At 41.7% G+C, this 23,678-nt stretch carries 24 protein-coding genes; 19 read left to right on the top strand and 5 right to left on the bottom strand.

Going from position 1 to position 23,678, the window contains the following annotated elements; genetic code table 11:
- Positions 1-36: 36 nt before the first annotated feature.
- Positions 37-1,395 (bottom strand): PQQ-binding-like beta-propeller repeat protein, encoded by a 1,359-nt coding sequence (locus MHI15_RS23050; RefSeq protein ID WP_076305060.1) that lies wholly within the window; start codon positions 1,393-1,395, stop codon positions 37-39.
- Positions 1,396-1,644: 249 nt separating this feature from the next.
- Between MHI15_RS23050 and MHI15_RS23045 the strand changes: the two genes are divergently transcribed.
- The 9 genes from MHI15_RS23045 to MHI15_RS23005 all read left to right on the top strand — a co-directional run bounded on the left by MHI15_RS23045 (position 1,645) and on the right by MHI15_RS23005 (position 9,809).
- Complete coding sequence (locus MHI15_RS23045) at positions 1,645-2,514, top strand: cation diffusion facilitator family transporter (RefSeq protein ID WP_076129330.1); 870 nt, start codon at positions 1,645-1,647, stop codon at positions 2,512-2,514.
- A gap of 135 nt (positions 2,515-2,649) precedes the next feature.
- A complete protein-coding gene (locus MHI15_RS23040) occupies positions 2,650-3,060 on the top strand; it encodes a bacteriohemerythrin (protein ID WP_051491008.1) in 411 nt (136 codons plus the stop codon).
- Positions 3,061-3,212: 152 nt separating this feature from the next.
- Positions 3,213-4,406, top strand: coding sequence for a metallophosphoesterase (locus tag MHI15_RS23035; RefSeq protein WP_076305061.1), 1,194 nt, complete (start codon positions 3,213-3,215; stop codon positions 4,404-4,406).
- 139 nt (positions 4,407-4,545) lie between these two features.
- Positions 4,546-4,995: a MarR family winged helix-turn-helix transcriptional regulator gene (locus MHI15_RS23030; protein ID WP_076129332.1), complete on the top strand. Its 450-nt coding sequence runs from the start codon at positions 4,546-4,548 to the stop codon at positions 4,993-4,995.
- Between the two features lie 17 nt (positions 4,996-5,012).
- Positions 5,013-5,819 (top strand): NmrA family NAD(P)-binding protein, encoded by an 807-nt coding sequence (locus MHI15_RS23025; protein ID WP_076194283.1) that lies wholly within the window; start codon positions 5,013-5,015, stop codon positions 5,817-5,819.
- 71 nt (positions 5,820-5,890) lie between these two features.
- Positions 5,891-6,568: a response regulator transcription factor gene (locus tag MHI15_RS23020; RefSeq protein ID WP_076129334.1), complete on the top strand. Its 678-nt coding sequence runs from the start codon at positions 5,891-5,893 to the stop codon at positions 6,566-6,568.
- Positions 6,565-7,941, top strand: coding sequence for a sensor histidine kinase (locus MHI15_RS23015; RefSeq protein ID WP_076185929.1), 1,377 nt, complete (start codon positions 6,565-6,567; stop codon positions 7,939-7,941). The genes MHI15_RS23020 and MHI15_RS23015 overlap by 4 nt, the downstream gene beginning before the upstream one ends.
- A gap of 123 nt (positions 7,942-8,064) precedes the next feature.
- Entirely contained in the window at positions 8,065-9,129 is a 1,065-nt protein-coding gene (locus tag MHI15_RS23010) for an ABC transporter permease (RefSeq protein WP_340034474.1), read from the top strand.
- Entirely contained in the window at positions 9,126-9,809 is a 684-nt protein-coding gene (locus MHI15_RS23005; protein ID WP_076129337.1) for an ABC transporter ATP-binding protein, read from the top strand. Before MHI15_RS23010 ends, MHI15_RS23005 begins: the two co-directional genes overlap by 4 nt.
- 24 nt (positions 9,810-9,833) lie before the next feature.
- Here the strand turns inward: MHI15_RS23005 and MHI15_RS23000 are convergent, their stop codons facing one another.
- The 4 genes from MHI15_RS23000 to MHI15_RS22985 are packed head-to-tail and all read right to left on the bottom strand — an operon-like array spanning position 9,834 to position 12,978.
- Positions 9,834-10,724: a LysR family transcriptional regulator gene (locus tag MHI15_RS23000; RefSeq protein ID WP_036678189.1), complete on the bottom strand. Its 891-nt coding sequence runs from the start codon at positions 10,722-10,724 to the stop codon at positions 9,834-9,836.
- 22 nt (positions 10,725-10,746) lie between these two features.
- Complete coding sequence (locus tag MHI15_RS22995; protein ID WP_076194276.1) at positions 10,747-11,601, bottom strand: SDR family oxidoreductase; 855 nt, start codon at positions 11,599-11,601, stop codon at positions 10,747-10,749.
- A gap of 34 nt (positions 11,602-11,635) precedes the next feature.
- A complete protein-coding gene (locus MHI15_RS22990; protein ID WP_076129380.1) occupies positions 11,636-12,112 on the bottom strand; it encodes a GNAT family N-acetyltransferase in 477 nt (158 codons plus the stop codon).
- A gap of 29 nt (positions 12,113-12,141) precedes the next feature.
- Entirely contained in the window at positions 12,142-12,978 is an 837-nt protein-coding gene (locus MHI15_RS22985) for an AraC family transcriptional regulator (protein WP_305953559.1), read from the bottom strand.
- Positions 12,979-13,132: 154 nt separating this feature from the next.
- On the opposite strand from MHI15_RS22985, the gene MHI15_RS22980 reads away from it, so the two are divergent.
- The 10 genes from MHI15_RS22980 (at position 13,133) to MHI15_RS22935 (ending at position 23,556) form a co-directional block, all read left to right on the top strand.
- Positions 13,133-14,296 carry a Gfo/Idh/MocA family protein gene (locus MHI15_RS22980; RefSeq protein WP_076129340.1) on the top strand — a complete coding sequence of 388 codons (1,164 nt, stop codon included), beginning with the start codon at positions 13,133-13,135 and terminating at the stop codon, positions 14,294-14,296.
- A 25-nt stretch (positions 14,297-14,321) separates the two neighbouring features.
- The gene (locus MHI15_RS22975; protein ID WP_076129341.1) at positions 14,322-15,083 is read left to right on the top strand and encodes a sugar phosphate isomerase/epimerase family protein; all 762 of its coding nucleotides are present in this window, start codon (positions 14,322-14,324) and stop codon (positions 15,081-15,083) included.
- 32 nt (positions 15,084-15,115) lie between these two features.
- The gene (locus tag MHI15_RS22970; RefSeq protein ID WP_076129342.1) at positions 15,116-16,204 is read left to right on the top strand and encodes a Gfo/Idh/MocA family protein; all 1,089 of its coding nucleotides are present in this window, start codon (positions 15,116-15,118) and stop codon (positions 16,202-16,204) included.
- Positions 16,205-16,234: 30 nt separating this feature from the next.
- Positions 16,235-17,236, top strand: coding sequence for a Gfo/Idh/MocA family protein (locus tag MHI15_RS22965; RefSeq protein WP_076194274.1), 1,002 nt, complete (start codon positions 16,235-16,237; stop codon positions 17,234-17,236).
- Positions 17,237-17,472: 236 nt separating this feature from the next.
- Positions 17,473-18,513: a hypothetical protein gene (locus MHI15_RS22960; protein ID WP_076194272.1), complete on the top strand. Its 1,041-nt coding sequence runs from the start codon at positions 17,473-17,475 to the stop codon at positions 18,511-18,513.
- Between the two features lie 216 nt (positions 18,514-18,729).
- Positions 18,730-20,238 carry a malate:quinone oxidoreductase gene (locus tag MHI15_RS22955; protein ID WP_076129345.1) on the top strand — a complete coding sequence of 503 codons (1,509 nt, stop codon included), beginning with the start codon at positions 18,730-18,732 and terminating at the stop codon, positions 20,236-20,238.
- Between the two features lie 137 nt (positions 20,239-20,375).
- Positions 20,376-20,792 (top strand): GntR family transcriptional regulator, encoded by a 417-nt coding sequence (locus MHI15_RS22950; RefSeq protein ID WP_076129346.1) that lies wholly within the window; start codon positions 20,376-20,378, stop codon positions 20,790-20,792.
- Positions 20,789-21,475: an ATP-binding cassette domain-containing protein gene (locus MHI15_RS22945; RefSeq protein WP_076135047.1), complete on the top strand. Its 687-nt coding sequence runs from the start codon at positions 20,789-20,791 to the stop codon at positions 21,473-21,475. The genes MHI15_RS22950 and MHI15_RS22945 overlap by 4 nt, the downstream gene beginning before the upstream one ends.
- On the top strand, positions 21,472-22,317 hold the full coding sequence (locus MHI15_RS22940; protein WP_248548200.1) for a hypothetical protein: 846 nt from the start codon (positions 21,472-21,474) through the stop codon (positions 22,315-22,317). The genes MHI15_RS22945 and MHI15_RS22940 overlap by 4 nt, the downstream gene beginning before the upstream one ends.
- A 24-nt stretch (positions 22,318-22,341) precedes the next feature.
- Complete coding sequence (locus MHI15_RS22935; protein WP_076194266.1) at positions 22,342-23,556, top strand: hypothetical protein; 1,215 nt, start codon at positions 22,342-22,344, stop codon at positions 23,554-23,556.
- Positions 23,557-23,678 lie beyond the last annotated feature (122 nt).

Genomic DNA, 23,678 nt, shown 5'->3' with positions numbered 1-23,678 from the left:
TTATTGAAGCCTAAAAGCCTGAGAAATCAGGCTTTTTTATTTTATAGATGTAGGAAGTTTAATCGCGAGCAGCTTATTATCCGTCCGAATCATCAGCATCCCTCCAGTTTTAAGGGAAGGGGCAAAGTTACGAGAGCCTGTGTTCACAGTGAAAATAGGCTTTAGAGTTAACATGTCATAAGCGTGAAATAGGCCATCAGATTGTCCACTATAAACCACGTTTCCGAACAGATCCGTCTGTACCACTGGATTCTCTCCAATATTGAGGTCGACAAGCTGGCCGGTTCCTAGCTTAAGTGCGGATAAAGTACCTTTATCTTGATTTTGAAATAACATTCTTTGTTGATAAACTTGGTTCAATGGAGAGTCTTTTTCTTTAACCATCGAGGTCCAGGTTTGCACCGGTTTACCCTCTGCAGAATAATTCCAGAAATCATATTTCACAAACTTACTGCCCTGAAAGATATAAAAGTCCTTTCCATCCAAAAACGCGTTTCCATTCATCCCATTATAACTGTACACACCATCTTTATTCTCGGTATCTGTCCATTTATATAAACGTTCTCCTTTTAATTCACCTGTCTTTATGTTGAACACGGATACTTTGACTTTTCGATTTACCGGGTCATCATCCATCATAAATGTATTCGTGATAGAGTAGAGGAGCCCATCCTTCACTGCTAACGGCATCCACTGCCGGGTCTGGTCCCATAGTTTTTTTCCTGTCAGACTGTCATAAGCGGCGAGTCCAGCAGTTGTTAAGGCCCCTTGAGACAGATAGCTGCGAATAACGACCCCATCTGATTCCATGACCTCTGATAAGCCTGTAAAGTTATTGCTTTTCTCTACAGCCTTCCATTTGATCTTTCCGGTTACGGCGTCAACTGCTGCTAATTGTTCCTCTTGAGTAACATAAATAGTAGATCCTAAACGCTGTATATTTGTAGCTTTGGGGAGTGTTATGGAAGCCGACCATGCTTTTTTACCTGCCTCATTAACGGCATATAGGGAGCCGCTTTGGGTTAGACCGTAGATAAATCCATTGCTGTACGTGAATAGCGGCGCTAATCCACTTCCGAACTCCCATATTTTTTTGCCTGTTGCCGCATTCATTGCGGTTAATTTTTCATTGCGCTGCAACGCAAAGATCTTCCCGTTTTCCGCGAGTGCTGTAATGTCCTGTCCGGTGATTCTGTCTTTTTTTAAAATGGCGAGTTGTGCTGACCAAACAGGTTTTAGGATCGGGGCTGTGACTTCACTGTAATAAGTGTTACTTAGGCTTACAATTGCTTTTTCTGCAGAAATGACTGACATTGATCCACTGTTTGTTATTGGAATTAAAATACTCCCTATAGCTAAACATGTAACAATTTTCTTCGGCAAAGACTGAATCATCACTCCACGCTCCTTTGAATTAGTCATTACTATAATTAGACAATAAAAATAGCAAAAAGTTACTATTCCAGAAGAATGGAAGCAAAGTTGAACGGGGGCAAACTATGTTGCGTCCTGCAAAACAGTTACGACCTTGCAACTCTATTTGACAGAGGGAACTATTGCGCCCCGTAGCAACACTGTTTCTCTAGACCCACCCGATTCTCAAAGTGTAGTATAGAACAATACTATTCTTTGGGGGTTCTTTTTTTGGAAACTTATAACGACATTAAACAAGGCGAAAAAGGAGCTTGGCTAAGCATCGTTGCTTATATCTTTTTATCAGCTATTAAGCTGTTCATAGGTACGGTCTCAGGATCTCAAGCGTTGCTTGCAGATGGATTGAATAACAGTACAGATATTATTGCTTCTATCGCGGTACTAATTGGCCTGAAGATTTCCAGAAGACCGCCGGATTCGAACCACAGCTACGGGCATTTTAGAGCGGAGACCGTGGCTTCATTAATTGCTTCATTCATTATGATTGCGGTAGGGCTTCAAGTTTTGTACCAAGCTGTGAACAAATTTATTCAACCAGCACTGGAAAGTCCTGATCTCATAGCGGCGTGGACGGCAGTGGGCTGTGCTGTAGTTATGATGGCTGTCTATATGTATAATATTAGGCTGGCCCGTGCCATTAACAGTAACGCAATGCGGGCAGTAGCACTGGATAATCGATCAGATGCTATAGTTAGCGTGGGCGCTTTTATCGGAATTGTGGCTTCCTCCTTGGGCGTTCCTTGGCTTGACCCGCTTACAGCCATCATTGTCGGACTAATCATCTGTAAGACGGCATGGGATATCTTTAGCAAAGCTACGCATGATCTGACGGACGGATTTGATGCGGAAGAGCTTGAACATATGAAAGAAACTGTGGCAGAAATTGATGGTGTACAATCCATAAAAGATATCAAAGCCCGTATCCATGGGAATAACGTATTAGTAGACACAACTGTGCTAGTGGATTCTCAGCTAAGTGTAGTGCAGAGTCATGATATTACGGAAGAAATTGAAGAACAGTTAAAAGACCGGCACCAAGTTTCCAATGTACTTGTACATATCGAACCCGTGATGAAGTAGATATTTATCAGTAGGTGCCATATGTACAGCTAATGGTTGAATATAAGCACCTGTGATGTTGTTAATAGTTCTTTTGTGGAGAAAGGTGGAAAATAAAATTAAAATGTAATTTTCAAGAAACGGAATGGTGATTTCATGATCGCTTGGAAAGATTCATATGATATCGGTGTAGAAAAAATTGACTGCCAGCACAGACAGTTGTTAGCGAAATTGAACGAATTCTTTGAAGCATGCAGTAATCAGCAAGGGAAAGAAAAGATTGAGGAAACACTGAAATTCTTAAAAGAATACACGATTGAACATTTCAGTAATGAAGAGCAGCTGATGGAGGAGATCAACTTCCCTGAACTAGCTGAACATCGTCAGACGCATGCTGATTTCGTGAAGGCAGTTCTCGAATTGGAAGAAACGGTCAAAACAAAGGGAGTATCCGTACTCTCAACCATCAAGCTTAATCGAACGTTAACAGACTGGCTGATAAATCACATCAATAAATGCGATAAGCTGATTGGTCAATGTATGGCCACACGTGATAAAGCGATATAAGATAAACCTCCAAAGAAGATGCCGATGGGCATTTTCTTTTTTTAGTTCCGATGTTTTCCGAACACCGCATTGCAGTTTATACTGGGTTAACGGTTTGTGTTATGATTTGAGATAAGAAGTAGAGAAGTAGTTAGGTAAAGGGGAGAGAAACGATGAAAACATTACGAATGTTAGCTTCAGGATTTGCTATGCTGCTCATTCTGGGTCTTGTTAATTTCTACATTGGCTATCACGGCTGGTTACTTATTCATGAATGGTTTTCAGGTGTTTCGTCAGCAGTATTCTGGACATTATTTATGCTGATCGCTTTTGCGTATGTCATTGGAATGATCCCATGGCCAAAATCGGTTAAACCGATCGCCAGATTCTTTAAAGTGATTGGATCGTATTATTTAGCGTGTATGGAATTTGCAATCATTATGTTACCTTTGGCAGACCTATTATATGTGATACTGGGATGGTCAGGAATCAATCGTACCTATTACATTGCAGAAGCGGGCGGGACAATTCTGATATTACTGGCAGTCTTTCTGGTCTGGGGTTCAATCAACGCCTGGAGTACCGTGATCCGCACACATTCCATACCTATTGATAAATCTATTGGCACCAGCACGCCATTAACGATCGCGGTTGCTTCAGACCTGCACTTAGGGAATATCGTGGGCAATCGTCATCTCAAAAAAATGGTGGCACAAATGAACGCGATGCAACCCGATGTGATTTTGCTGGCTGGAGATGTCTTGGATGACAGCATTGAACCTTTTATCCGCAATAGTATGAGTGAACAGATTAAACAGTTAAAAGCTCGTTATGGTGTCTACGCAGTACTGGGCAATCACGAATATTATGGTGGATCAATTAAGGAATATACCGATTTGATGAGTAGTATTGGGATCAAGGTCCTGCAAGATGAGGTTGAAGAAGTCGCAGGAACGTATATTGTAGGCCGAAAAGACAAGACAGCCGAGACGATGGAAGCTGGTGGCAGACAAAGTGTAAGCACCTTGCTCGAAGGACTTGATCTTACACGTCCTGTGATTATGATGGATCATCAGCCTACAGGCTTCGACGTAGCCGCTCAAGCTGGGGTAGACGTTCTACTCTCGGGTCATACACACCGAGGACAGATTGCTCCTAATCACTGGATCACTAAACGTTTGTTCGAGCTGGACTGGGGATATCTTCGTAAGGAGAATTTGCATGTAGTCGTGTCGTCAGGTTATGGAACATGGGGACCCCCAATTCGTTTAGCAAGCCGGTCGGAGATCATTAAGCTGGAGGTTATGCTGGAGGGTTCTAAAAAATACAGTGAAGAGCCTGTTTCCACAAAAACGGTGTTAATCTAAAGTGAGTTTATATAGAGGCTGTTTCATCAGCAGATTTATCTGCCAGGTGAGGCAGCTTCTTTTTTTGACAACTCATGAGGAGTGTAGTATGTTTAAAATTAGTTAAGGACTTAACTATATTGGAGCTGAATTATAGAATATGGATCATTTACAACAGTTTGTGCTGAATCAGCCATTGCATACCAAAGCATTTTTTACATTAGTTGAAGCTACTGCAAATTTAGTTTCTGTTTCTGAGAAATATTGGCAGTCGAAAGGATTGAACGGAGCAAGAATTCGTATCTTGGTGGAGATCTCTAAACAGGGAGGTGCGATTCTGCCTTCTACATTGGCTCACATTATTGGAGTTACCAAAGCTAATATAAGCATGCTGTTAACACCATTGGAGCGAGATGGATTAATAACCCGTTCGAATGATACCAAGGATGGCAGAAAAAGCGTCATTTCGATTACGACTGAAGGCCAGCAATTACTTCTGGAGCATCTTCCAGAGAATCGTCAGGCTGTCGCAGAGAGAATGAAGAATCTGAATGATCAGGAGCTTCATCAACTTATCTTTTTATTACAAAAACTGAGTACATTCGAATAACAGAAAGGGTGTTATGTATGTCGATTATGGTTACAGGAGCCACAGGTCAATTAGGCAGCTTAATTATGGAGAAGCTTGAGAAGTACGTTCCGGCTAGTCAAGTTATTGCTTGTGTTCGTCAGCCAGATAAAGCTGTTAATTTTTTAGAAAAAGGGTTCGAAGTCCGTTTTGGCGATTATGACCAGTTAGATACGCTGATTGAAGCTTTTACTGGGGTCACAACGTTACTTTTAATCTCCAGCTCTCATACCGATGATAAGATCAGATTACATCAGCATGCTCAGGTCATTCATGCAGCAAAAAAGGCCAATGTGAAGCATCTGCTTTATACTGGATTTGCCTTTCCACCCAAAGGTCCGATTCCTTCTTATCATGTCCATTTACTTACTGAGCAGATGATTCTTGAATCAGGGATAGATTATACGTTTCTACGTAACGCTTTGTACATAGATTTTGTGGGTGTGCTTGGGTTGAAGGAAGCGATGGAAAGCGGCGAGCTACTCACTTATCCAGGGAACTGGCAGTTTAATTCAGTCACTCGTGAGGACCTCGCTTTAGCTACGGCAAAGGTTCTTACAACGAATGGACATATGAACCAAGTCTACGAACTAGCTGCACCCAACGTTTGGGACTTCAACGAATTAGTTGATGTATTATCAGAGTTATCAGGGAAAAAAATTACGTTTCGCCAGGATTCAAGTATTCAGCATTGGATTTATTCGTTTCTAGCGAAGATAGATACTGCTTCTACATCAAAAGATCTGGAGAGACTGATGGAGCGGCCGGTTACCACACTTAGAGAGAGTATCAAGCCTTTTGTTTGATCTGACTTTAGTTGTTCTATCGTTATAAAGTTGTTACTATGAGTTCATCCATTATTCAGGGAGTGTAAATGATGAAGAAGATTTTAGTAGCAGATGACGATGTGAATATTCGAACATTATTAAAACATGTACTAACAAGGGAAGGATATCAGGTGATGGAGGCCAGTGATGGCCGAGATGCGATACATAAATTGCAGGACAGTATTGCGGATTTAGCGGTCGTAGATGTAATGATGCCACATGTAGATGGGTTAGAGCTATGTCAGCATATTAGAGAAACGTATGATATTCCGATCATTTTATTGACAGCACGTCAGCAGCTGAGTGATAAAGAGCAAGGTTATTTGCGGGGGACGGATGATTATCTAACGAAACCTTTTGAGCCTGAAGAGTTGCTATTTCGGATCAAAGCGTTATTTCGCCGCTATTCCATTGCTTCAGATGATCGGATTCGATTAAATTCTCTAGTTATTGACCGCAAAAATTATGAAATAACCGATGGTGATGAGGTTTTGCTGCTACCGGTAAAAGAGTTTGAGCTTCTGGCTCAATTGGCACAATATCCAGGCAGGTTATATACACGTAGTGAGTTAATTGAACTGGTATGGGGCATGGATTATGAAGGGGATGAGCGAACAGTCGATGTACATATCAAACGTTTGCGTCAGCGCTTCGTAGATTATCAGGAAGATTTTGTGATCCGAACCGTTCGAGGCATTGGCTATAAATTGGAGATGGTTAACGTATGAGATCCTTGTATGTCCGGATGTGTATTGTCTTCTGTTCAGTAATTGTGGTGAGTAGCCTTCTTGGATTTTTGGTGTCTAATATTTACTATCAAGCCCAGATTAAATCTCAGAACGATGCCAAACTTACCGGAATGGCTATCGAGGTTCAACAATTCGCAGAATCACATCCGGAGACAATGGAGGATTATTTGCGGAGTATAGCCAAGCTGGGTTATAAAATCTATTTAACAGATGCTGAAGGGGAATCAAGATTCTACGGTAAGCCCTTTAGAAAAGAAGATTTGGATGAGCAGCAACTAGAGAAGGTTCTGAATGGGCAAATTTATCATGGGGTTGCGGATTTCCCGGACAGTGCATTTATTACCGGATTTTTTGATAATCAACTGCGTAATTCAATTGGTGTTCCTGTAAAAGTAAACAATGAGACGTATGCTTTGTTTATGCGTCCGGATGCTGAAGTACAATTCGGTGAGCTACGCGTCTTTTTTGCTGTGATCATTGGGTTCACCGTGTTGTTTAGCTTAGGCTTTGTAATGATTAGCGTACTGCATGTAGTTAGACCTATTACACGTTTGACGACGGCCACTAAACGGATCTCAAAAGGCAGATACGATATCAAATTGAATACGTGGCGGCGTGATGAGATTGGTCAGTTAGCTTCCCATTTTATGATTATGAGCCGGGAGCTGGAACGAACAAATCGGGCACGTCAGGAATTTGTCGCTAATGTATCACATGAAATTGAGTCGCCATTAACATCAATTCAGGGATTTGCCCAAGCGTTACAAGATTCAACCTTACCTGAGGATGAACGGTTACAGTATCTCAATATCATTGACCAAGAAAGCCATCGTCTTTCATTGCTAAGCAAACAGCTGCTTACCTTGTCTTCGCTTGATTATGATCCTAATTCCATACAGAAAAAGTCGACAGACTTACGTGCACAACTAAGACAGGTCGTACAAATCATGGAATGGAGATTAACAGAGAAACAACTGGCCGTGCGTTTGAATCTTGCAGATATCAGCGTTCTAGGTGATCCAAATCTATTGTTCCAGGTATGGATGAACCTGCTCTCTAACGCCATAAAATACACACCTGCTGAGGGTTCCATTATGATTTCCGCGAAGCTTATGGAACAGAACTGTATTGTTTCTGTGTCTGATACGGGTGAAGGCATTTCAGCCGAGGAGTTACCGTTAATCTTTGATCGTTTCTATAAAGTAGATCGAGCACGAACACATGAAACCCATAGCAGCGGACTTGGACTTGCGATTTCTCAAAAAATCGTAGAAGCGCATAACGGAACCATTGAAGTAACCAGTACTTTGGGTGAAGGGACTACCTTTACAGTTACACTTCCGCTTTTGTAATTCATTATTCATACTCCGTTCATTTTCATCTTCTAAACTGTGACTATACAGATTAGAAGGAGTGGTAATATGTTTTTAGCCTTAAGGGAAATGCGACATTCTAAAGCCAGATACCTATTAATTATGGTTATCATGTTATTGGTTTCCTTTCTTGTACTTTTCGTCACGGGACTAGCCAGAGGATTAGCTTATGCAAATATCTCTGCAGTAGAGAACATGCCGGCGAATTATTTTGTAGTGCAAGGGGATGCGGATCAGACCTTTAGACGTTCTCAGTTAACAGATGCGGAGCTCCAGAATGTACGTGCAGTAGTTGGAGACAATAATGCATCTTCACTTGCAATGCAGATGAGCACTGTCACTGCTAACGAGGCAGACGTAAAAGCAGATATTACTTTTTTTGCAGTAGATATGAATGGGTTATTAGCTCCTAAAGTAGTTGAAGGTGACAAGATTACGAATGAGACAAACGGTAAAGTCCTTGTTGATCGTGACCTGGAACAGTCAGGAATTAAACTTGGCAGTATCATTCGTGATCAGGCGACCGGGATGGAATTTACTGTCGCAGGTTTTGTTGAGGATAGCTCTTACAGCCATACCCCAGTAGTTTATATCAACAATCAGGATTGGCAAGCTATGAAGCAGGGGGTTAACCAAGGAGAAGAAACCTCTTCGTCGGTACCGTTTAATGTGATTGCCCTTAATGCGAATGCTGATCAAGTAAATAAGATTTCAACGAATGTAAAAGATGTAGAGGTCATTACTCAAAAAGTAGCTATATCCAATGTTCCGGGCTACTCGGCAGAGCAGGGTTCACTGCTAATGATGATTGTTTTCCTGTTTGTGATCGCAGCGTTTGTTCTGGCGGTATTCTTCTATGTCATTACGATTCAGAAAACAAGTCAGTTTGGTATTCTGAAGGCGATGGGTACTAAAATGTCTTACTTGGCTTGGAGCGTGGTAGGGCAGGTCATGATTTTAGCTATATCAAGTCTTTGCATTAGCTTACTGCTTACCTTTGGGATGAATAAGGTCCTGCCTGATTCGATGCCATTCCAACTGGAGCCTTCCACCATTCTTTTAACCAGCTGTTTATTCGTTGGGATGTCTCTTTTAGGATCACTAATTTCTGTCGCTAAAGTGGCAAAAGTAGATGCATTAGAAGCTATTGGGAGGGCTGGAGCATGAGTGCAAAACTAATCATGAAGCAAGTAACCAAAAACTACGGTGATGGCGATACAACGGTGTCTGTGCTGAACAATTTGAATCTGATCGTTAATGAAGGGGAATTCGTTGCTGTCCTTGGACCTTCGGGAACAGGGAAAAGTACATTCCTTTCAGCGGCTGGTGCACTTCTAACACCTACTAGTGGTGAAATTTTTATAGATGGGGAATCACTTACAGATAAAAGTAAAAGTGAGCTGACGGAGCTCCGTTTAGAGAAGATAGGTTTTATGTTCCAAAGCGCTCAGTTGTTGCCTTATTTGAAGGTGGAGGAGCAACTCCTTTTTGTAGCCAAGCAGGCGAAAATGAGTGCTAAGGAAGCGAAGGAACGGGCTGCTGATTTGATGAAGCGGCTGGATATCTGGAAACGGCGTAATCATTATCCGGAACAGCTCTCCGGTGGGGAGAAGCAGCGTGTAGCTATCGCTAGAGCATGGATGAATAAACCAGCGATTCTTTTTGCAGATGAACCGACAGCCAGTCTGGACTTCAAACGCGGAAGAGAAGTTGTACGCATGATCGCTGATGAGGTGAAGAGTGAAGGTAAAGCAGCGGTAATGGTCACTCATGATGAACGGATGCTCGAATGGTGTGACCGCGTTCTGCATCTGGAAGACGGGCATTTGGTTGAACATCAAGTATAATTTCATAGTGTGGAAGAAAAAAAGCTACTTGTCTTTTCTAAAGACAAGTAGCTTTTTTATAAAGACATCGGTAGCTAAGGAAGAAGAACATTCTTGATGTCGGATGATTGAGAATTGCCTTTCCAGATGATGTTGTCTGATTGGCAGCTCTTTGATCTCACCGCTTTCTAGTTCCTTCCGTACAATCCATCTGGAGAGCATGGCGATTCCGAGGCCAGAGGCTACAGCTTCTTTAACACCTTGAGAGCTGTTGAAGACATAGGATCTTTTAACAGATATATCTTCCTCCTGTAGGAAATGATCACTGAAAGCTCGTGTACCCGAGCCGTGTTCGCGAAGCACCCAAACCTGATCCTGCAACATACTCTGCTCCACAGAAATCGCTTTTGACAGAGGGTGGGTAGCAGGAGCGACCATAATCATCTCGTCTTTCATATAAGGAGTGACATTCAGATCATTCTCATGGACCTCACCTTCAATAAACCCTATGTCCAGTTCGTTGGATTTAACGCCTCCAATAATCTCCTCAGTATTGCCTATCGTCACTTGCAGCTTGACCTGCGGATATTGATTGGCAAAATCAGCAAGTCTTGCCGGCAAAATATATTCACCTATAGTAAAACTAGCGCCGATATGTATACTCCCAGTGACTTCGTCCTGAAGCATATGGATTTCCTGGCTTGCTTCATCGAAATGAGCCAATATTTGTTTGGCGTGTTTATAAAGAATACTGCCGGCTTCTGTTAATCTAACCTGTTTAGAAGAACGATGCAGGAGTTTAGCACCGAGCTCATTCTCAAGATTCCGGATATGCAGACTGACACCGGGTTGAGATAAATTCAGCGCTTCTCCTGCTTTGGAAAAATGACTCAGTTCAGCTACAGTAACGAATACGCGTAATGGATCTACAATCATTGTAATCCCTCATTAGATTAGTCTATACTCCCGAATAAGCCAAGAATCCACCGTCAACGGGGACGGTAACTCCGGTCACAAAGCTGGACATTGCTTCATCTGCTAACCAGAGTAGTGTGCCAAGCAGATCCTCCGGCTTTCCAAAGCGGCGCATTGGAGTATGAGAGATGATTTTTTGGGAACGGTCTGTAAGTTCGCCATCTTCACGAACCAACAGCTTCTCATTTTGTTTAGTAAGGAAAAAGCCAGGGGCAATGGCATTCACACGTATACCAGACTCAGCGAAATGAACGGAGAGCCACTGGGTGAGATTATTAATTCCTGCTTTGGCAGCGCTGTAGGCAGGTACTTTGGTCATTGGAGAAGGTGCACTCATGGATGAAATATTAATAACAGATGTGCCCGTTCTGCCGAGCATCTGCTTGGCAAAAACTTGGGTTGGGATCAATGTTCCAATCAGATTAAGGTCCATCACATTGCGAAATCCATCTACACTAAGGTCAAAAAAAGTAAATATGTCCGGGTTCTCCAGGTCATCATTTTTGAAAATCTCTTGGGTCGTATTTGCTGAGGAATCATTTCCGCCAGCTCCGTTAATTAATAGATCGCAAGGCCCCCAGTGATTCTTAACGGCTTCTGCGGCTCTCATAACACTCTGTTGATCTGTAACATCACAGGAGAGTGAAATCGCTTGACCGCCTGCGGCTGTAATTTCAGCGGCAACCAAATCTCCTTTAGCTGCGGTGCGATTTAGAATCGCGACTTTAGCTCCTTGCCGACCTAACTCTAGCGCCATAACCCGGCATAATACACCGGCTCCTCCGGTAATCACAGCGATTTTCCCTTCTAATGCTGGATGCAAAGTTAATTCTATCATAACCATTGAGCCTCCCTAAAAGTCCTGAGTGTGATTAAAGTTCCTTATCAAGTACATGCTGTGATTTTTTTGGCGAAAATCCTATATGATTATAGAACTGTACAGCATCTTCTCTGGTTTGATTGGTACGTACTCTAATTTTGCTAAACCCTGTTTGGATTGCCCATCGTTCACAGGTTTCTACAAGCTGTCTGCCAATTCCTTCTCCGCGGCAAGTCTGATCAACAACAAGACCTCCGATTTCAATAAATGAAGGAGATTCAAGTAAGATTCGAACGGTCGCATGTATCCATCCTACCAATTGGTGATCTGATTCAGCTACATATACAGTATGATCTTTGTGTGTTCCGATTTCTTGTAGTCTTTCTCCTAATTGTTCGATATTCAAAGGATATCCAAGCTGGCTTGAGAGTCTTGCTATCTCTTGAATGTCGCTTATAGATGCTGTTCTGATAAGAATATCGTTCACCACCTCAAAATTGTAGGTTAGAGCCTTTTTATTATAGTTCAACACATAGATTAGGACATTCCCTAATAAATTTACTTAGTGCTGTTACGATAGGCAGAAGGGGAGATTCCTATTGTCTTTTTGAAATATTTAGAGAAATGGGCTAATTCCATACTGACTTGCTCCGCGATATCTGAAATGCTGAAATTGCTATAAGAAAGCTGTCTTTTAGCATGCTCCATTCTTTTCAATTGTACATAATGCATGGGGGGAACCCCTATAAATTTCTTGAAGTAGGGGATGAAATAGTTCGGATGTAAGTGGACAATTTCTGCTAACTCTTCTATTTCTATGGGTTTATCCAGCCGCTCATCAATATATTGAAGCACATAGGCGAGCTTTCCTTGATCCCCCGTATGTATAAATTCTTGCATAAAGTCTGTTTTGATATTCTCGTTCGATTCAAGACAAGTAGCAATTAGATTGAGGACGTTCGCCTGAGTACGCAGAATGGACAATACATCATCTTTTTGAAACTGTTCGATCATTTCTGTGAAAATAACCCGTACGGAATCTGGGTTGGGCGCATCACAGATAAACAGTTTGTTTGCCGAATGGAATAAGGGCCACTCCCCAATATCAGCATCAAAATGGCAGAAATAGCGTGTATAGGGATCATTCATTGACGTCTCTGTAGTTTGAGTGCTTCCTGCGGGCATGATCATTAGCTGACCTGCTCTCGGATAATAAGTAACACCGTTAATGATAACTTTTCCCTCACCGCGGTCAATAAAATACAGCCGATTAAAGGTTGGAGTTTCCAACGTACGATTCCACCCGCTATATCCGCTTCTAAGTTGGGCATGGGTCACTTTTACGGTAAGATTCTGGAGGAATCTGCCGGTAAGGTTACCTGGATTATTCATCATCTAGCTCCTCTATGACTTGATTATCCTTATTATAACGAATTAATTTAACTAAATCATCTTATTATTGTGCAAATAATGCTTAGTTTCGCTCATGTTCATGTCTATTAATTAAGTATATTCTCATAACATAACCTCAAATAGGGAAGTGATCTGATTGAATAAAGTACGGTATGGCATTATTGGAATTGGGAATATGGGGAGTGCACATGCACAAAGTCTGTTGAATCATATTAAAGATGCTGAGCTTGCAGCTGTATGTGATGTAAGGGAAGAACGTTTGAAATGGGCAGAAGAGCATTTACCGGAAAGTGTACAGAAATTTGCAACACCCCAAGAGTTATATGAGTCTCATCTCATAGATGCAGTATTAATCTGTACTCCACATTATGATCATCCAACTTTAGCTATCGAGGCTTTTCAATATGGCTATCATGTATTGGTTGAGAAACCGGCTGGGGTCTATACCAAAGCTGTTAAGCAGATGAACGAAGCTGCAGCAAAGTCTGATCGCAAATTCGGAATCATGTATAACCAGCGGACGAATCCTTTGTATCAAAAGCTTAGGGATCTCATTCAGTCTGGTGAACTAGGCGAAATCCGCCGCACAAATTGGATTATCACCAACTGGTACAGATCACAAAGTTACTATAACTCCGGTGGTTGGCGGGCTACATGGGCAGGCGAAGGTGGTGGGGTGCTGCTGAATCAAGATCCTCATCAACTAGATTTATGGCAGTGGACGACAGGTATGATGCCTAAGCGGATCAGAGCGTTTTGTCATTTTGGTAAATACCGCAATATTGAGGTTGAAGACGATGTAACCGCTTATGTGGAATATGAAAATGGTGCGACAGGGCTTTTTATCACCACAACAGGTGAAGCACCGGGAACTAACCGTTTCGAAATTACTGGTGATCATGGAAAAATCGTAGTGGAAGACGGGAAATTAACCTTTTGGCGTCTACGCACGCCGGAGCCGCAATTCAATGCAGAGTTTACGGGAGGATTCGGCAGTCCAGAATGTTGGAAATGTGAGATTCCTGTAGAAGAGGGTGGCGGGGAACAGCATAAAGGAATTTTGCGGAACTTTACGAATGCCATTCTACACGATGAGAAATTGTTAGCTCCGGGTGAGGAAGGCATTCACGGTCTAACGCTATCTAATGGGATGTATTTATCGGCTTGGACCGACGATTGGGTGGAGTTACCGATTGATGAAGATTTATTTTATGAGAAGCTCATGGAAAAGGTGGAGAATTCTAACTTCAACAAAGAAACCACAGCCGCCCAAACCTTTGATGTTAAGGGAACTCATTAAATTTTAATCAGAGAGGAAAGATCCTATGAATCGTTCAACCATTGCTGCTCAAATGTACACATTACGTGATTTTACTAAAACTGCGGAGGATTTAAAATCCACTTTTCAAAAGGTCTCTGCTATGGGTTATGAAGCTATTCAGATTTCAGGCATCGGGCCAATCGATCCGAAGCTCGTAAAAGAGTATGCAGATGAAGCAGGACTGGCAATATGTGCAACCCATGTGTCTTGGGATCGGCTAGTGAACGATTTAGATGCTTTAGCCGCTGAACATAAGCTGTGGAACTGCAAAAATATTGGACTAGGAAGTTTACCGGAAAAATTCCGTACGGGGCAAGAAGGTTACCGTGAATTCGCCAAGCTGATGTCGGGCATTGCAGTTACACTAAAAGAACAACATGATCTGCAATTTGTTTATCATAATCACGATTTTGAATTTGAACGGTTTGATGGATTGACTGGCATGGAAATTCTGCTCACTGAGTCTGATCCTGCCGTTGGTTTTGAGCTGGATTTATATTGGGTTCAAGCGGGCGGAGGGAGTCCAGCCGAATGGATACGCAAAGTTGCAGGTCGAATGCAGGTAGTGCATTTAAAAGATATGGCGATTGTTAATAGAAAACAGATCTTTGCTGAAATCGGTGAAGGGAATATGGACTATAAAGAAATTATCAATGTCTGTCGCGAAACGGGTGTTGAATGGTTCGTAGTGGAGCAGGATGTTTGCCGCCGTGATCCTTTTGAAAGCTTGGAGATCAGTCTGCGGTATCTTCTTAATACCTTATAGAATGGAGTAATACTAATAGAAGGAGGGTTTCTATGAATCGAAAAAATGGGATGACCTATGCACCAACGTATGAATCCAAACCCGTAGTGAAGGCGGGGGAATTCATCATTGCCGCTATTGCCCTAGATCACGGTCATATTTACGGGATGTGTAACGGACTGGTTGAGGCAGGGGCAGAGCTGAAATGGGTATATGATCCGGACGAGGAAAAGGTCAGAAATTTTATTAGTAAATATCCCGGTGTCAAAGCTGCCGGATCAATGGAAGAAGTTCTGGAAGATCCCGAAGTACAATTAATTGCAGCGGCCGCAATTCCATCTGAACGAGGACCTTTAGGCAATAGAGTAATGGCTCACGGTAAGGACTATTTTACGGATAAAGCCCCCTTTACGACCCTGGAACAGCTTGAAACCGCTAGAGCAATGGCAGCTGCAACCAATAAGAAATATATGGTCTACTATAGTGAACGCCTTCACGTTGAAAGCGCTATCTATGCGGGGCAGCTGATTCAACAAGGCGCTATTGGCCGTGTCCTGCAAGTCATTGGATTAGGGCCACATCGTCTAAATGCTCCTAACCGGCCGGAATGGTTTTTCCAAAGGGAGAAATATGGTGGGATTCTATGTGACATAGGCAGTCATCAAATAGAACAATTTTTGTATTATGCAGATTGTCAGGATGCTTCGGTTATTCATAGTAAAGTGGCCAATTACAATCATCCGACTTATCCCGAATTAGAGGATTTTGGTGATGCTACTCTTGTAGGGGACAATGGGGCAACACAATATTTTCGCGTGGATTGGTTTACCCCTGATGGGCTGGGCACTTGGGGAGACGGGCGCACGATGATTATGGGGACTGAAGGATACATTGAACTGCGTAAATATACTGATATAAGTCGTTCAAATACACCGGATCATGTGTACTGGGTCAATGGGGAAGGGGAACATTATGAGCATGTAGCAGGAAAGGTTGGTTTTCCTTTCTTTGGTGAGCTAATCCTTGACTGTCTGAATCGGACAGAGCTGGCGATGACACAGACCCATGTGTTCAAAGCTGCCGAGCTATGTCTGAAGGCTCAAGAGCAAGCGATCAATCTAACCCCAGCAATACTCAGATAACGATGGAATGATGAACGGAGGGTAATATAAATGAAAGAACTTGGAGCAGCCATTATTGGATGCGGAGCCATTTTCCCTCTTCATGCAAAAACATTAACAGGCATCGATGGTGTGAGACTACTTGCGGTTGCAGATATTGATGCTGATAAAGCATTGCAGACGTCTAATGAATATGACTGCCAAGCCACTAATGATTATAGAGAAATTTTAAAGGATGACCGTATTCATGTTGTACATCTCTGTACGCCTCATTATTTACATGCAGAGATGGCTACGGAGTTGTTACAAGCAGGAAAACATGTCCTTACCGAAAAGCCTATGGCGGCAGATCTTCCTTCAGCCAGACGAATACTTGAAGCCGCACAGCAAAGCACAGGTCAGCTTGGTGTGGTGTTTCAGAACCGTTATAATGATGCCTCGATGTATATTAAGCAGGTGATTGACTCAGGAATATATGGGAAGCTGCTCTGTATGAAAGGAATCGTGACCTGGCACCGTAGCGAAAGTTATTATAGCGATAGTAACTGGAGAGGACGCTGGTCTACGGAAGGTGGAGGTCTGCTAATTAACCAAACCATTCATACACTGGATTTACTTCAGTGGTTTGGTGGAGAGGTGGCATCGGTGAAAGGGAGTATTACCACGGATGTGCTAAATGGGGTCATAGAGGTAGAAGATACCGCCCATGCCTGCATCGATTTCACTAGTAATGTCAGAGGGCTTTTTTATGGTACAAATACCTATCTGGAGAATTCTCCAGTGGAGCTGGAGCTAGTTTTTGAAAAGGGTACTATCAACCTCCGCAGAGATCATTTGTATCTTTGGAAGGATGGAAAGGAAACCTTGCTGTGCGAGCCTAGTTTCAGTGCCACGGAAGGTAAATCCTATTGGGGCACCGGGCATAAGAGACTGATTGAGGACTTCTATGAGCATGTAGCCAGGGGCCAAAAGTTTTGGTTGGATGGTGCTGAAGGGATAAAAGCGCTGGAGTTGGTGGCGGGGATTTATAGTTCATCGCAGAAGGCTGAATAAATGATAATTAAGCTGTATCAAAAGTAGAGTAATCTACGAATGATACAGCTTATTGTATTTTAATGTAAAACACTTGTACTCAATCCTCCTAAATCAACGAAACTCTAAATAACCTGTAACCTTCCTTGGTAGCTTGTCCATGGGGTTGATTTATGTAATTATGTTCTTGGGTAAGTAATTCGTAGATTTACAATAAATATACACTGATGATTAACGGCAAGTAGGAGGGATTAGGAATGAGTGTTACATGGAAAAGAAGGATTCTGATCAATGATCCCATTTCACTAGATCCAGTTCAGATTCAGCAAGACTTGTACAGCGGCAACCAAGTTATTGTCCAGTTCTCTGATCCATCGACCTATGGTTCGATTCTGGATGAAGTAAATGAGCTTTGCGCGCGTTTTGATGAAAATTTTGGAGTGCGTTTTTATGGCCACTATTCTGTATCCTTTGATTGTGAGACACTCCTGCAGATTCCAAATGTTAAAATGCTGCTGCTGAATTGTCTTCACCAGGCACATAACACGAACGTATTGGCTAAGCTGAATAACCTGTATAGTCTGAGCGTGGGGATATATGAGCTTGAAAATCCGGAAATTCTGAGTATAGATACGTTACGGTCTCTAAGTATTTTAAATATTAGCTCGGAGAAAAAGATGCTTAATCTGGAATACCTAAAAGAATTCTCCCGTTTAGAACAGTTGCATGTTATAGGTAAGGTTAAAAACCTTGATGCTATTGGAGATCTGGAGGATCTTACCTATCTCGCGCTGCACTCCATCAGCAACAAACCCTTACATTTTATTAATCGGCTAAAGAAATTGAAAGACCTACGTATTTTACTTGGAGGCAGAGAACATATTCAGGACATCGAAGAAAATGAAATCGAGAGCCTGGAAATTTGTAGAGTCCGTGGCTTTCATGACCTGAGTAATATTTCGGTTTTTCGTGCGTTAAAAAAGCTTGTGATTGAAGATCAAATCCAGCTACGTGAGATTAACTTTGATCAGCAGATGAAGGCACTGGAAGAGCTAACGATTATGAATTGCAAAACATTGGCTCATTTGACGGGAATGGAGCAATTACCTTTTCTGCACAAGCTTCGTATTTTCAAAACGGCGATCGATTTTGATTCATTTATAGAACAAGAGCTTCCAATCGGCTTAACCACATTAGAGTTTGCAACTTTTAAAAGAAAAGTAGATCAGGAAATTCAAAAAACAATAGTGGGGATGGGCTATCAAAACGGAATTGTCTACAATGAGAACAGGGCATGATGCAGCCTTTTTTTGTTCCATAAATCTTGAGGACTTATTTCTATCTTTTTTACAAGCTTTTAAATATTTTATTTTTTTCATATAATAGTAGATATTAAATTTATAAATAATTGTAATACACCATGATAAGGTTATAATTGATACAGAAAAGGTGTGACGCCTAAGAAGGAGCGCCCACATCCTTTCTGCAAAATTCAGGGGATAAGGATGGTAATAATGGGCAAAAGTGCAACTGATACAGACGTCATTTTAATTGGTGCCGGAATCATGAGTGCGACTTTAGGAACACTTTTGAAGGAATTAGTACCGGAATGGAAAATTAAAGTATTTGAAAAGCTTGAAAAAGCAGGGGAAGAAAGCTCTAATGAATGGAATAATGCAGGAACCGGGCATGCGGCGCTCTGTGAGCTTAATTATACTGTTGAAAAGCCAGACGGATCTATAGATATTAGCAAAGCTATTCAGATTAATGAACAGTTTCAGCTTTCGATGCAGTTTTGGTCTTATCTTGTAAATCGCAAGCTGATACATACTCCCCAGGACTTTATTATGCCGTTACCTCATATGAGTTTGGTGCAAGGGGAGAAGGATATAGCTTTTTTAAAGAAAAGATTTGAAGCGCTCTCAAAAAATCCTTTATTCCAAGGGATGGAATTTTCCGCTGACTCTAAAAAACTGATGGAATGGATTCCGCTTATTATACAAAATCGTCCTGCGAACGAATCCATTGCGGCTACAAAAATTGACTCTGGAACGGATGTTAACTTTGGTGCTTTAACGCGTATCTTATTTGAGCATTTAAAGAGTAAAAACGTCGATCTCCACTACAAACATAGTGTCAATAGTATGAAGCGCAACAGTGCTGGCTTATGGGATCTAAAAATCAGAAATGCCAGCGGTAACATTGAACAACATACAGCGAAATTTGTGTTTATTGGTGGCGGGGGAGGAAGCCTGCACTTACTGCAGAAATCCGGTATTCCTGAAGGAAAACATATCGGTGGATTCCCAGTAAGCGGTATTTTTATGGTGTGTAATAATCCGGAAGTTATTGCGCAGCATCATGCCAAAGTATACGGCAAAGCTAAAGTTGGAGCCCCTCCAATGTCCGTACCGCACTTAGACACAAGATTTATCGACAATAAAAAATCACTGCTATTTGGACCATTTGCCGGATTCTCACCTAAATTCTTAAAAACGGGCTCAATGTTTGATTTAATAACTTCTGTGAAACCGGATAACCTCATAACAATGCTGTCGGCAGGTGCTAAAAATATGTCATTAACAAAATACCTGATCGAACAAGTGCTGTTATCGAAAGAAAAACGTCTGGAAGAACTGAAAGAGTTTATCCCCAATGCCAAAATTGAAGATTGGGATCTTGTTGTAGCTGGTCAGCGTGTGCAAGTTATCAAAGATACAGAAGCTGGCAAAGGCACACTTCAATTTGGTACGGAGGTTATTAGTGCCGCTGATGGTTCGGTCGCAGCATTGTTAGGGGCTTCCCCTGGAGCTTCTACGGCTGTTCACGTGATGCTTGAAGTGCTTAACAAATGTTTCCCTCAATATATAAAAGAATGGGAACCCAAAATTAAAGAAATGATTCCTTCTTATGGCTTGTCGCTAATGGATAATCCCGTGCTTCTGCAGAAAATTCACACTACAACAGCAGATACACTGGGTTTAGGTGGAAAAGAACATGTTTTTAATCAAAAGGTGTTTTAGTAATAAAAGAGCTGCCGAGAGGCAGTTTTTTTTTGCTCAAATCTGAACTATTGACACAAAAGTGTATTACACGTATAGTACATAAATGAGATGTATGAACCACTTAGTACACACACTTAGTATATGGAGTTGGTTGTATGACAGAAGAACAGAAATCAGGCGTCAGCTTTAATATTCGTGAGCCGGTATATATTCAAGTTGTGCGTCATTTCAAGGAACAGATCGCCACAGGGCAAATCGGAGCGGGAGACAAAATTCCTTCACGGCGTGAACTGGCATCAGTAATGAAGATTAATGCGAACACGGCGCAGAAGGCATATAAGGAAATGGAGGAACAGGGTTTGATCGTAACAGAAGGGAATTCCCCGAGCCGAATTACACAGGATCAGCAAATCCTAAACTCGATTCGAGCTGAATTAATCGAAAGTGCAGTGGATATATTCATCAGCTCCATTCAGAATATTCAAATTCCAGTTGAAGAACTGGTAGAGATCATAAAGACAAAATATACATCCGAGCGCAAGTTATCTCCAGAGGGTGGTGACACAAGATGATCCAAGTGAATCAGATGGTAAAGAATTATGGATTCAAGAAGGTACTAAATGGCGTTAGCTTCACTGCTGCCAAGGGAGAGATTACCTGCCTGATCGGAATCAATGGTGCCGGGAAGTCAACAGTGCTGAAGTCCATCATGGGACTGACACCATTCAAAGGGGAAGTCTTAATCGATAACGCATCACTAACGCCTGCGATGTATGAGAAAATCACTTTCATTCCAGATTCGTTAACGATGCCCTCTAATATGCGAATTGCTGATTGCTTGAGCTTTATGGCTGACTTTTATCGGAATTGGAACGCTGAACGTGCAAAGGAAATGCTTAAGTTCTTCCGACTGAGCTCTTCAGATCGCGTATCCTCATTGTCGAAAGGGATGGCTGCGAAGGTGAATTTGTTGCTGGGACTTGCCTTGGATTGTGATTACATCCTAATGGACGAGCCGTTCTCGGGAATTGATATGTTCAGCCGCGAGCAAATTACTGATGTGTTCACGAGTGAATTGATCGAGGATCGTGGTGTGATTATTACAACTCATGAAATTAACGATATTGAGCATTTAATTGATAAAGCGGTCTTGCTACAGCATGGGAAGGTAGAACGTGAATTCTACTGTGAAGAAGTTCGCGAGCAGGAAGGTAAGTCCATTACGGACGTAATGAGAGAGGTGTACATGAAATGAGAGCTTTTGTGAAGCTATTGAATTTTGAAATGAACCGATTTGCCAAAATATATATTGGACTCATGGTGCTGACAGTTGCCTTGCAGCTTGCAGCAGTCACCATCGGTGCTAATCATTGGCTGGATTCTGCGAATGAGGCAATGAGAGTGAATCAATGGACGCTTGAGCAATATCACAATGTGACTGGATATATTCAGCTAAACAGTATGATGTATGCTCGCTATAATGGACTTCTATATTTCGGACCCATATTTTTGAGCATAACAGTGTTGCTAATATATAGCTGCTTCATCTGGTACCGTGACTGGAGAGGTAAAAATACGATAGTATATCGCCTGCTCACCTTGCCATCCAATCGGGCGAATTTGTATTTTGCCAAGCTGGTTACGATCTTGCTATTCGCATTTGGACTTGTTGCCCTGCAAATTGTGCTTGTGCCACTGGAGCGTTTGATAGCACAGTCGATTCTTCCTGCTGAACTATATCGGAACATCTCGGTATTTGATTATTTGAAGTATCCTACTGTGCTTAAAGTTCTGGTTCCGCCCTACTTTTCTGAGTTTGTTCTATATTATGGACTGGGCATTACGGGCTTGATCGTCTTGTTCACAGCGATTCTAATGGAGCGGAGCTACAGACTGAAAGGGATCGGCTTTATCATATTATACTTAGCGGTTCTGGCTGGATTAGCCTCAATACCCTATCTTATGGGTTATAGCAGATATGATAGCTACTTCTATCCCGGAGAGATCATAGGTGCTTGTCTCGGATTAATAGTGATTATTGCTGGAGGTTCGCTTTGGTACAGCTTATATCTATTGCGTAAGAAAATATCGGTATAATTGAAGGGGTATGGAGGTTAAGGAATGAGAAAATATATGGTTACCGCCGTTCTTGTAGTGTTCTCGGTTGTTACAATCGGGACGTATTATGTACAGGCCTCACAAGAGACACTACCTAATTATAAGCTGACGATGGTTCAAGGGGATGCTTCCCTCGTTGAAGGTATAGCCTTATACGGAAATTATCTGACTAAGGATAGTGTTTTTGGCATCAAACGAGCTAATATCACTACAAATGGTACAGATTATCCAGATGAAAAGTTAACGATCAGCCAAAGCTTAAACCGAAGACCAGTGAACACACAATTGGATAAATGGAGGGATCAGCATCGTCAGTTCATGCGTGGGAAGAAGAACTTAGCTGGGTTCTATGAAAATCAGGATATGCTTGCTTACGTGAATTGGACCGTAGATAAGCAGCAATCAAATGATCCATCAGCGAAGAAAAATGCTAGACTCAGTATTTCTGTGCTTAATAAGCAAAAGGATAATACGCAGGAAATCAGATCCGATATCAATGTGGATCATGATATTTCAGATATCTATGTACAAAATGTACAGCTTGTTGATCAAGAGCTTGTTGCAATGGTGTTTTTGAATCACGGCGCCAAAGGTTATGTAACTGAACCGCAGATTATCCGTGTTAATCTAACAACAAAGGAGATTACGAATGAGCCGCTCGTATTACCAGGAGCTAAATCTGAAGCAGCAAATGGGGATAATCAATTCGTTAGGTTAGCCAATCAAAATCTGGATCACTCGGATCAATGGATTTTAACGGTTAGTAAAGATAATCATAAAAAGGCATATCAAGTAGATGTTGCAACCGGACAAATCTCGCCGCTCGCTTTCCAAGGGCATGAAATGTTATTGAATAATATTATGAATGCGTATGGACAGAAAATTTATTTCCTGCAAAAAGCTGTATCGGGTAAGGAGAATATAGGATTTACTGTTATTTCTTACGATCTCGTGAGTAAAGAATATGAGACTACTCTGAAGAATACAAATATAGATTTAAGTGAAAACATTACCTATGATTTTAAACAAGACTATCTCTATATTGTGGGTTATAAGAATATGGATAATAAGTACTTCAAAGGTAATCGTCTATATGTATTCAATTTGACAAGCGGTAACCTTGAATACGAAGGAAAAGCAGTATCTACAGAGGCTGCAAATCAGGCTGAAGATGAAGCTAACATGGATTTGAATTTTATCGATCTTGGTCAGTATTAGAATTACTTGTAGAATAGAAAAATAGAGATAAAGAGATATGAAAAGGTGAAATAAGCCGAGCTAGTGACTTCAAAAGTCAATTAGCTCGGCTTTTTAGTCGAAAGTTATAAAACAACCAATAA

This window comes from Paenibacillus sp. FSL H7-0918 (genome assembly GCF_038007025.1).
In the GTDB taxonomy this organism is placed as follows: domain Bacteria; phylum Bacillota; class Bacilli; order Paenibacillales; family Paenibacillaceae; genus Paenibacillus_AQ; species Paenibacillus_AQ odorifer.
Note: the sequence above shows the minus strand (reverse complement) of the source record. Positions and strands in the feature narration are given on the sequence as shown.

Coding starts and splice junctions, on each gene's coding strand:
- MHI15_RS23050 (WP_076305060.1), bottom strand. CDS start 1,395: ATGATTCAGTCTTTGCCGAAGAAAATTGTTACATGTTTAGCTATAGGG.
- MHI15_RS23040 (WP_051491008.1), top strand. CDS start 2,650: ATGATCGCTTGGAAAGATTCATATGATATCGGTGTAGAAAAAATTGAC.
- MHI15_RS23035 (WP_076305061.1), top strand. CDS start 3,213: ATGAAAACATTACGAATGTTAGCTTCAGGATTTGCTATGCTGCTCATT.
- MHI15_RS23030 (WP_076129332.1), top strand. CDS start 4,546: ATGGATCATTTACAACAGTTTGTGCTGAATCAGCCATTGCATACCAAA.
- MHI15_RS23025 (WP_076194283.1), top strand. CDS start 5,013: ATGTCGATTATGGTTACAGGAGCCACAGGTCAATTAGGCAGCTTAATT.
- MHI15_RS23020 (WP_076129334.1), top strand. CDS start 5,891: ATGAAGAAGATTTTAGTAGCAGATGACGATGTGAATATTCGAACATTA.
- MHI15_RS23015 (WP_076185929.1), top strand. CDS start 6,565: ATGAGATCCTTGTATGTCCGGATGTGTATTGTCTTCTGTTCAGTAATT.
- MHI15_RS23010 (WP_340034474.1), top strand. CDS start 8,065: ATGGTTATCATGTTATTGGTTTCCTTTCTTGTACTTTTCGTCACGGGA.
- MHI15_RS23005 (WP_076129337.1), top strand. CDS start 9,126: ATGAGTGCAAAACTAATCATGAAGCAAGTAACCAAAAACTACGGTGAT.
- MHI15_RS23000 (WP_036678189.1), bottom strand. CDS start 10,724: ATGATTGTAGATCCATTACGCGTATTCGTTACTGTAGCTGAACTGAGT.
- MHI15_RS22995 (WP_076194276.1), bottom strand. CDS start 11,601: ATGATAGAATTAACTTTGCATCCAGCATTAGAAGGGAAAATCGCTGTG.
- MHI15_RS22985 (WP_305953559.1), bottom strand. CDS start 12,978: ATGATGAATAATCCAGGTAACCTTACCGGCAGATTCCTCCAGAATCTT.
- MHI15_RS22975 (WP_076129341.1), top strand. CDS start 14,322: ATGAATCGTTCAACCATTGCTGCTCAAATGTACACATTACGTGATTTT.
- MHI15_RS22970 (WP_076129342.1), top strand. CDS start 15,116: ATGAATCGAAAAAATGGGATGACCTATGCACCAACGTATGAATCCAAA.
- MHI15_RS22965 (WP_076194274.1), top strand. CDS start 16,235: ATGAAAGAACTTGGAGCAGCCATTATTGGATGCGGAGCCATTTTCCCT.
- MHI15_RS22960 (WP_076194272.1), top strand. CDS start 17,473: ATGAGTGTTACATGGAAAAGAAGGATTCTGATCAATGATCCCATTTCA.
- MHI15_RS22955 (WP_076129345.1), top strand. CDS start 18,730: ATGGGCAAAAGTGCAACTGATACAGACGTCATTTTAATTGGTGCCGGA.
- MHI15_RS22950 (WP_076129346.1), top strand. CDS start 20,376: ATGACAGAAGAACAGAAATCAGGCGTCAGCTTTAATATTCGTGAGCCG.
- MHI15_RS22945 (WP_076135047.1), top strand. CDS start 20,789: ATGATCCAAGTGAATCAGATGGTAAAGAATTATGGATTCAAGAAGGTA.
- MHI15_RS22940 (WP_248548200.1), top strand. CDS start 21,472: ATGAGAGCTTTTGTGAAGCTATTGAATTTTGAAATGAACCGATTTGCC.
- MHI15_RS22935 (WP_076194266.1), top strand. CDS start 22,342: ATGAGAAAATATATGGTTACCGCCGTTCTTGTAGTGTTCTCGGTTGTT.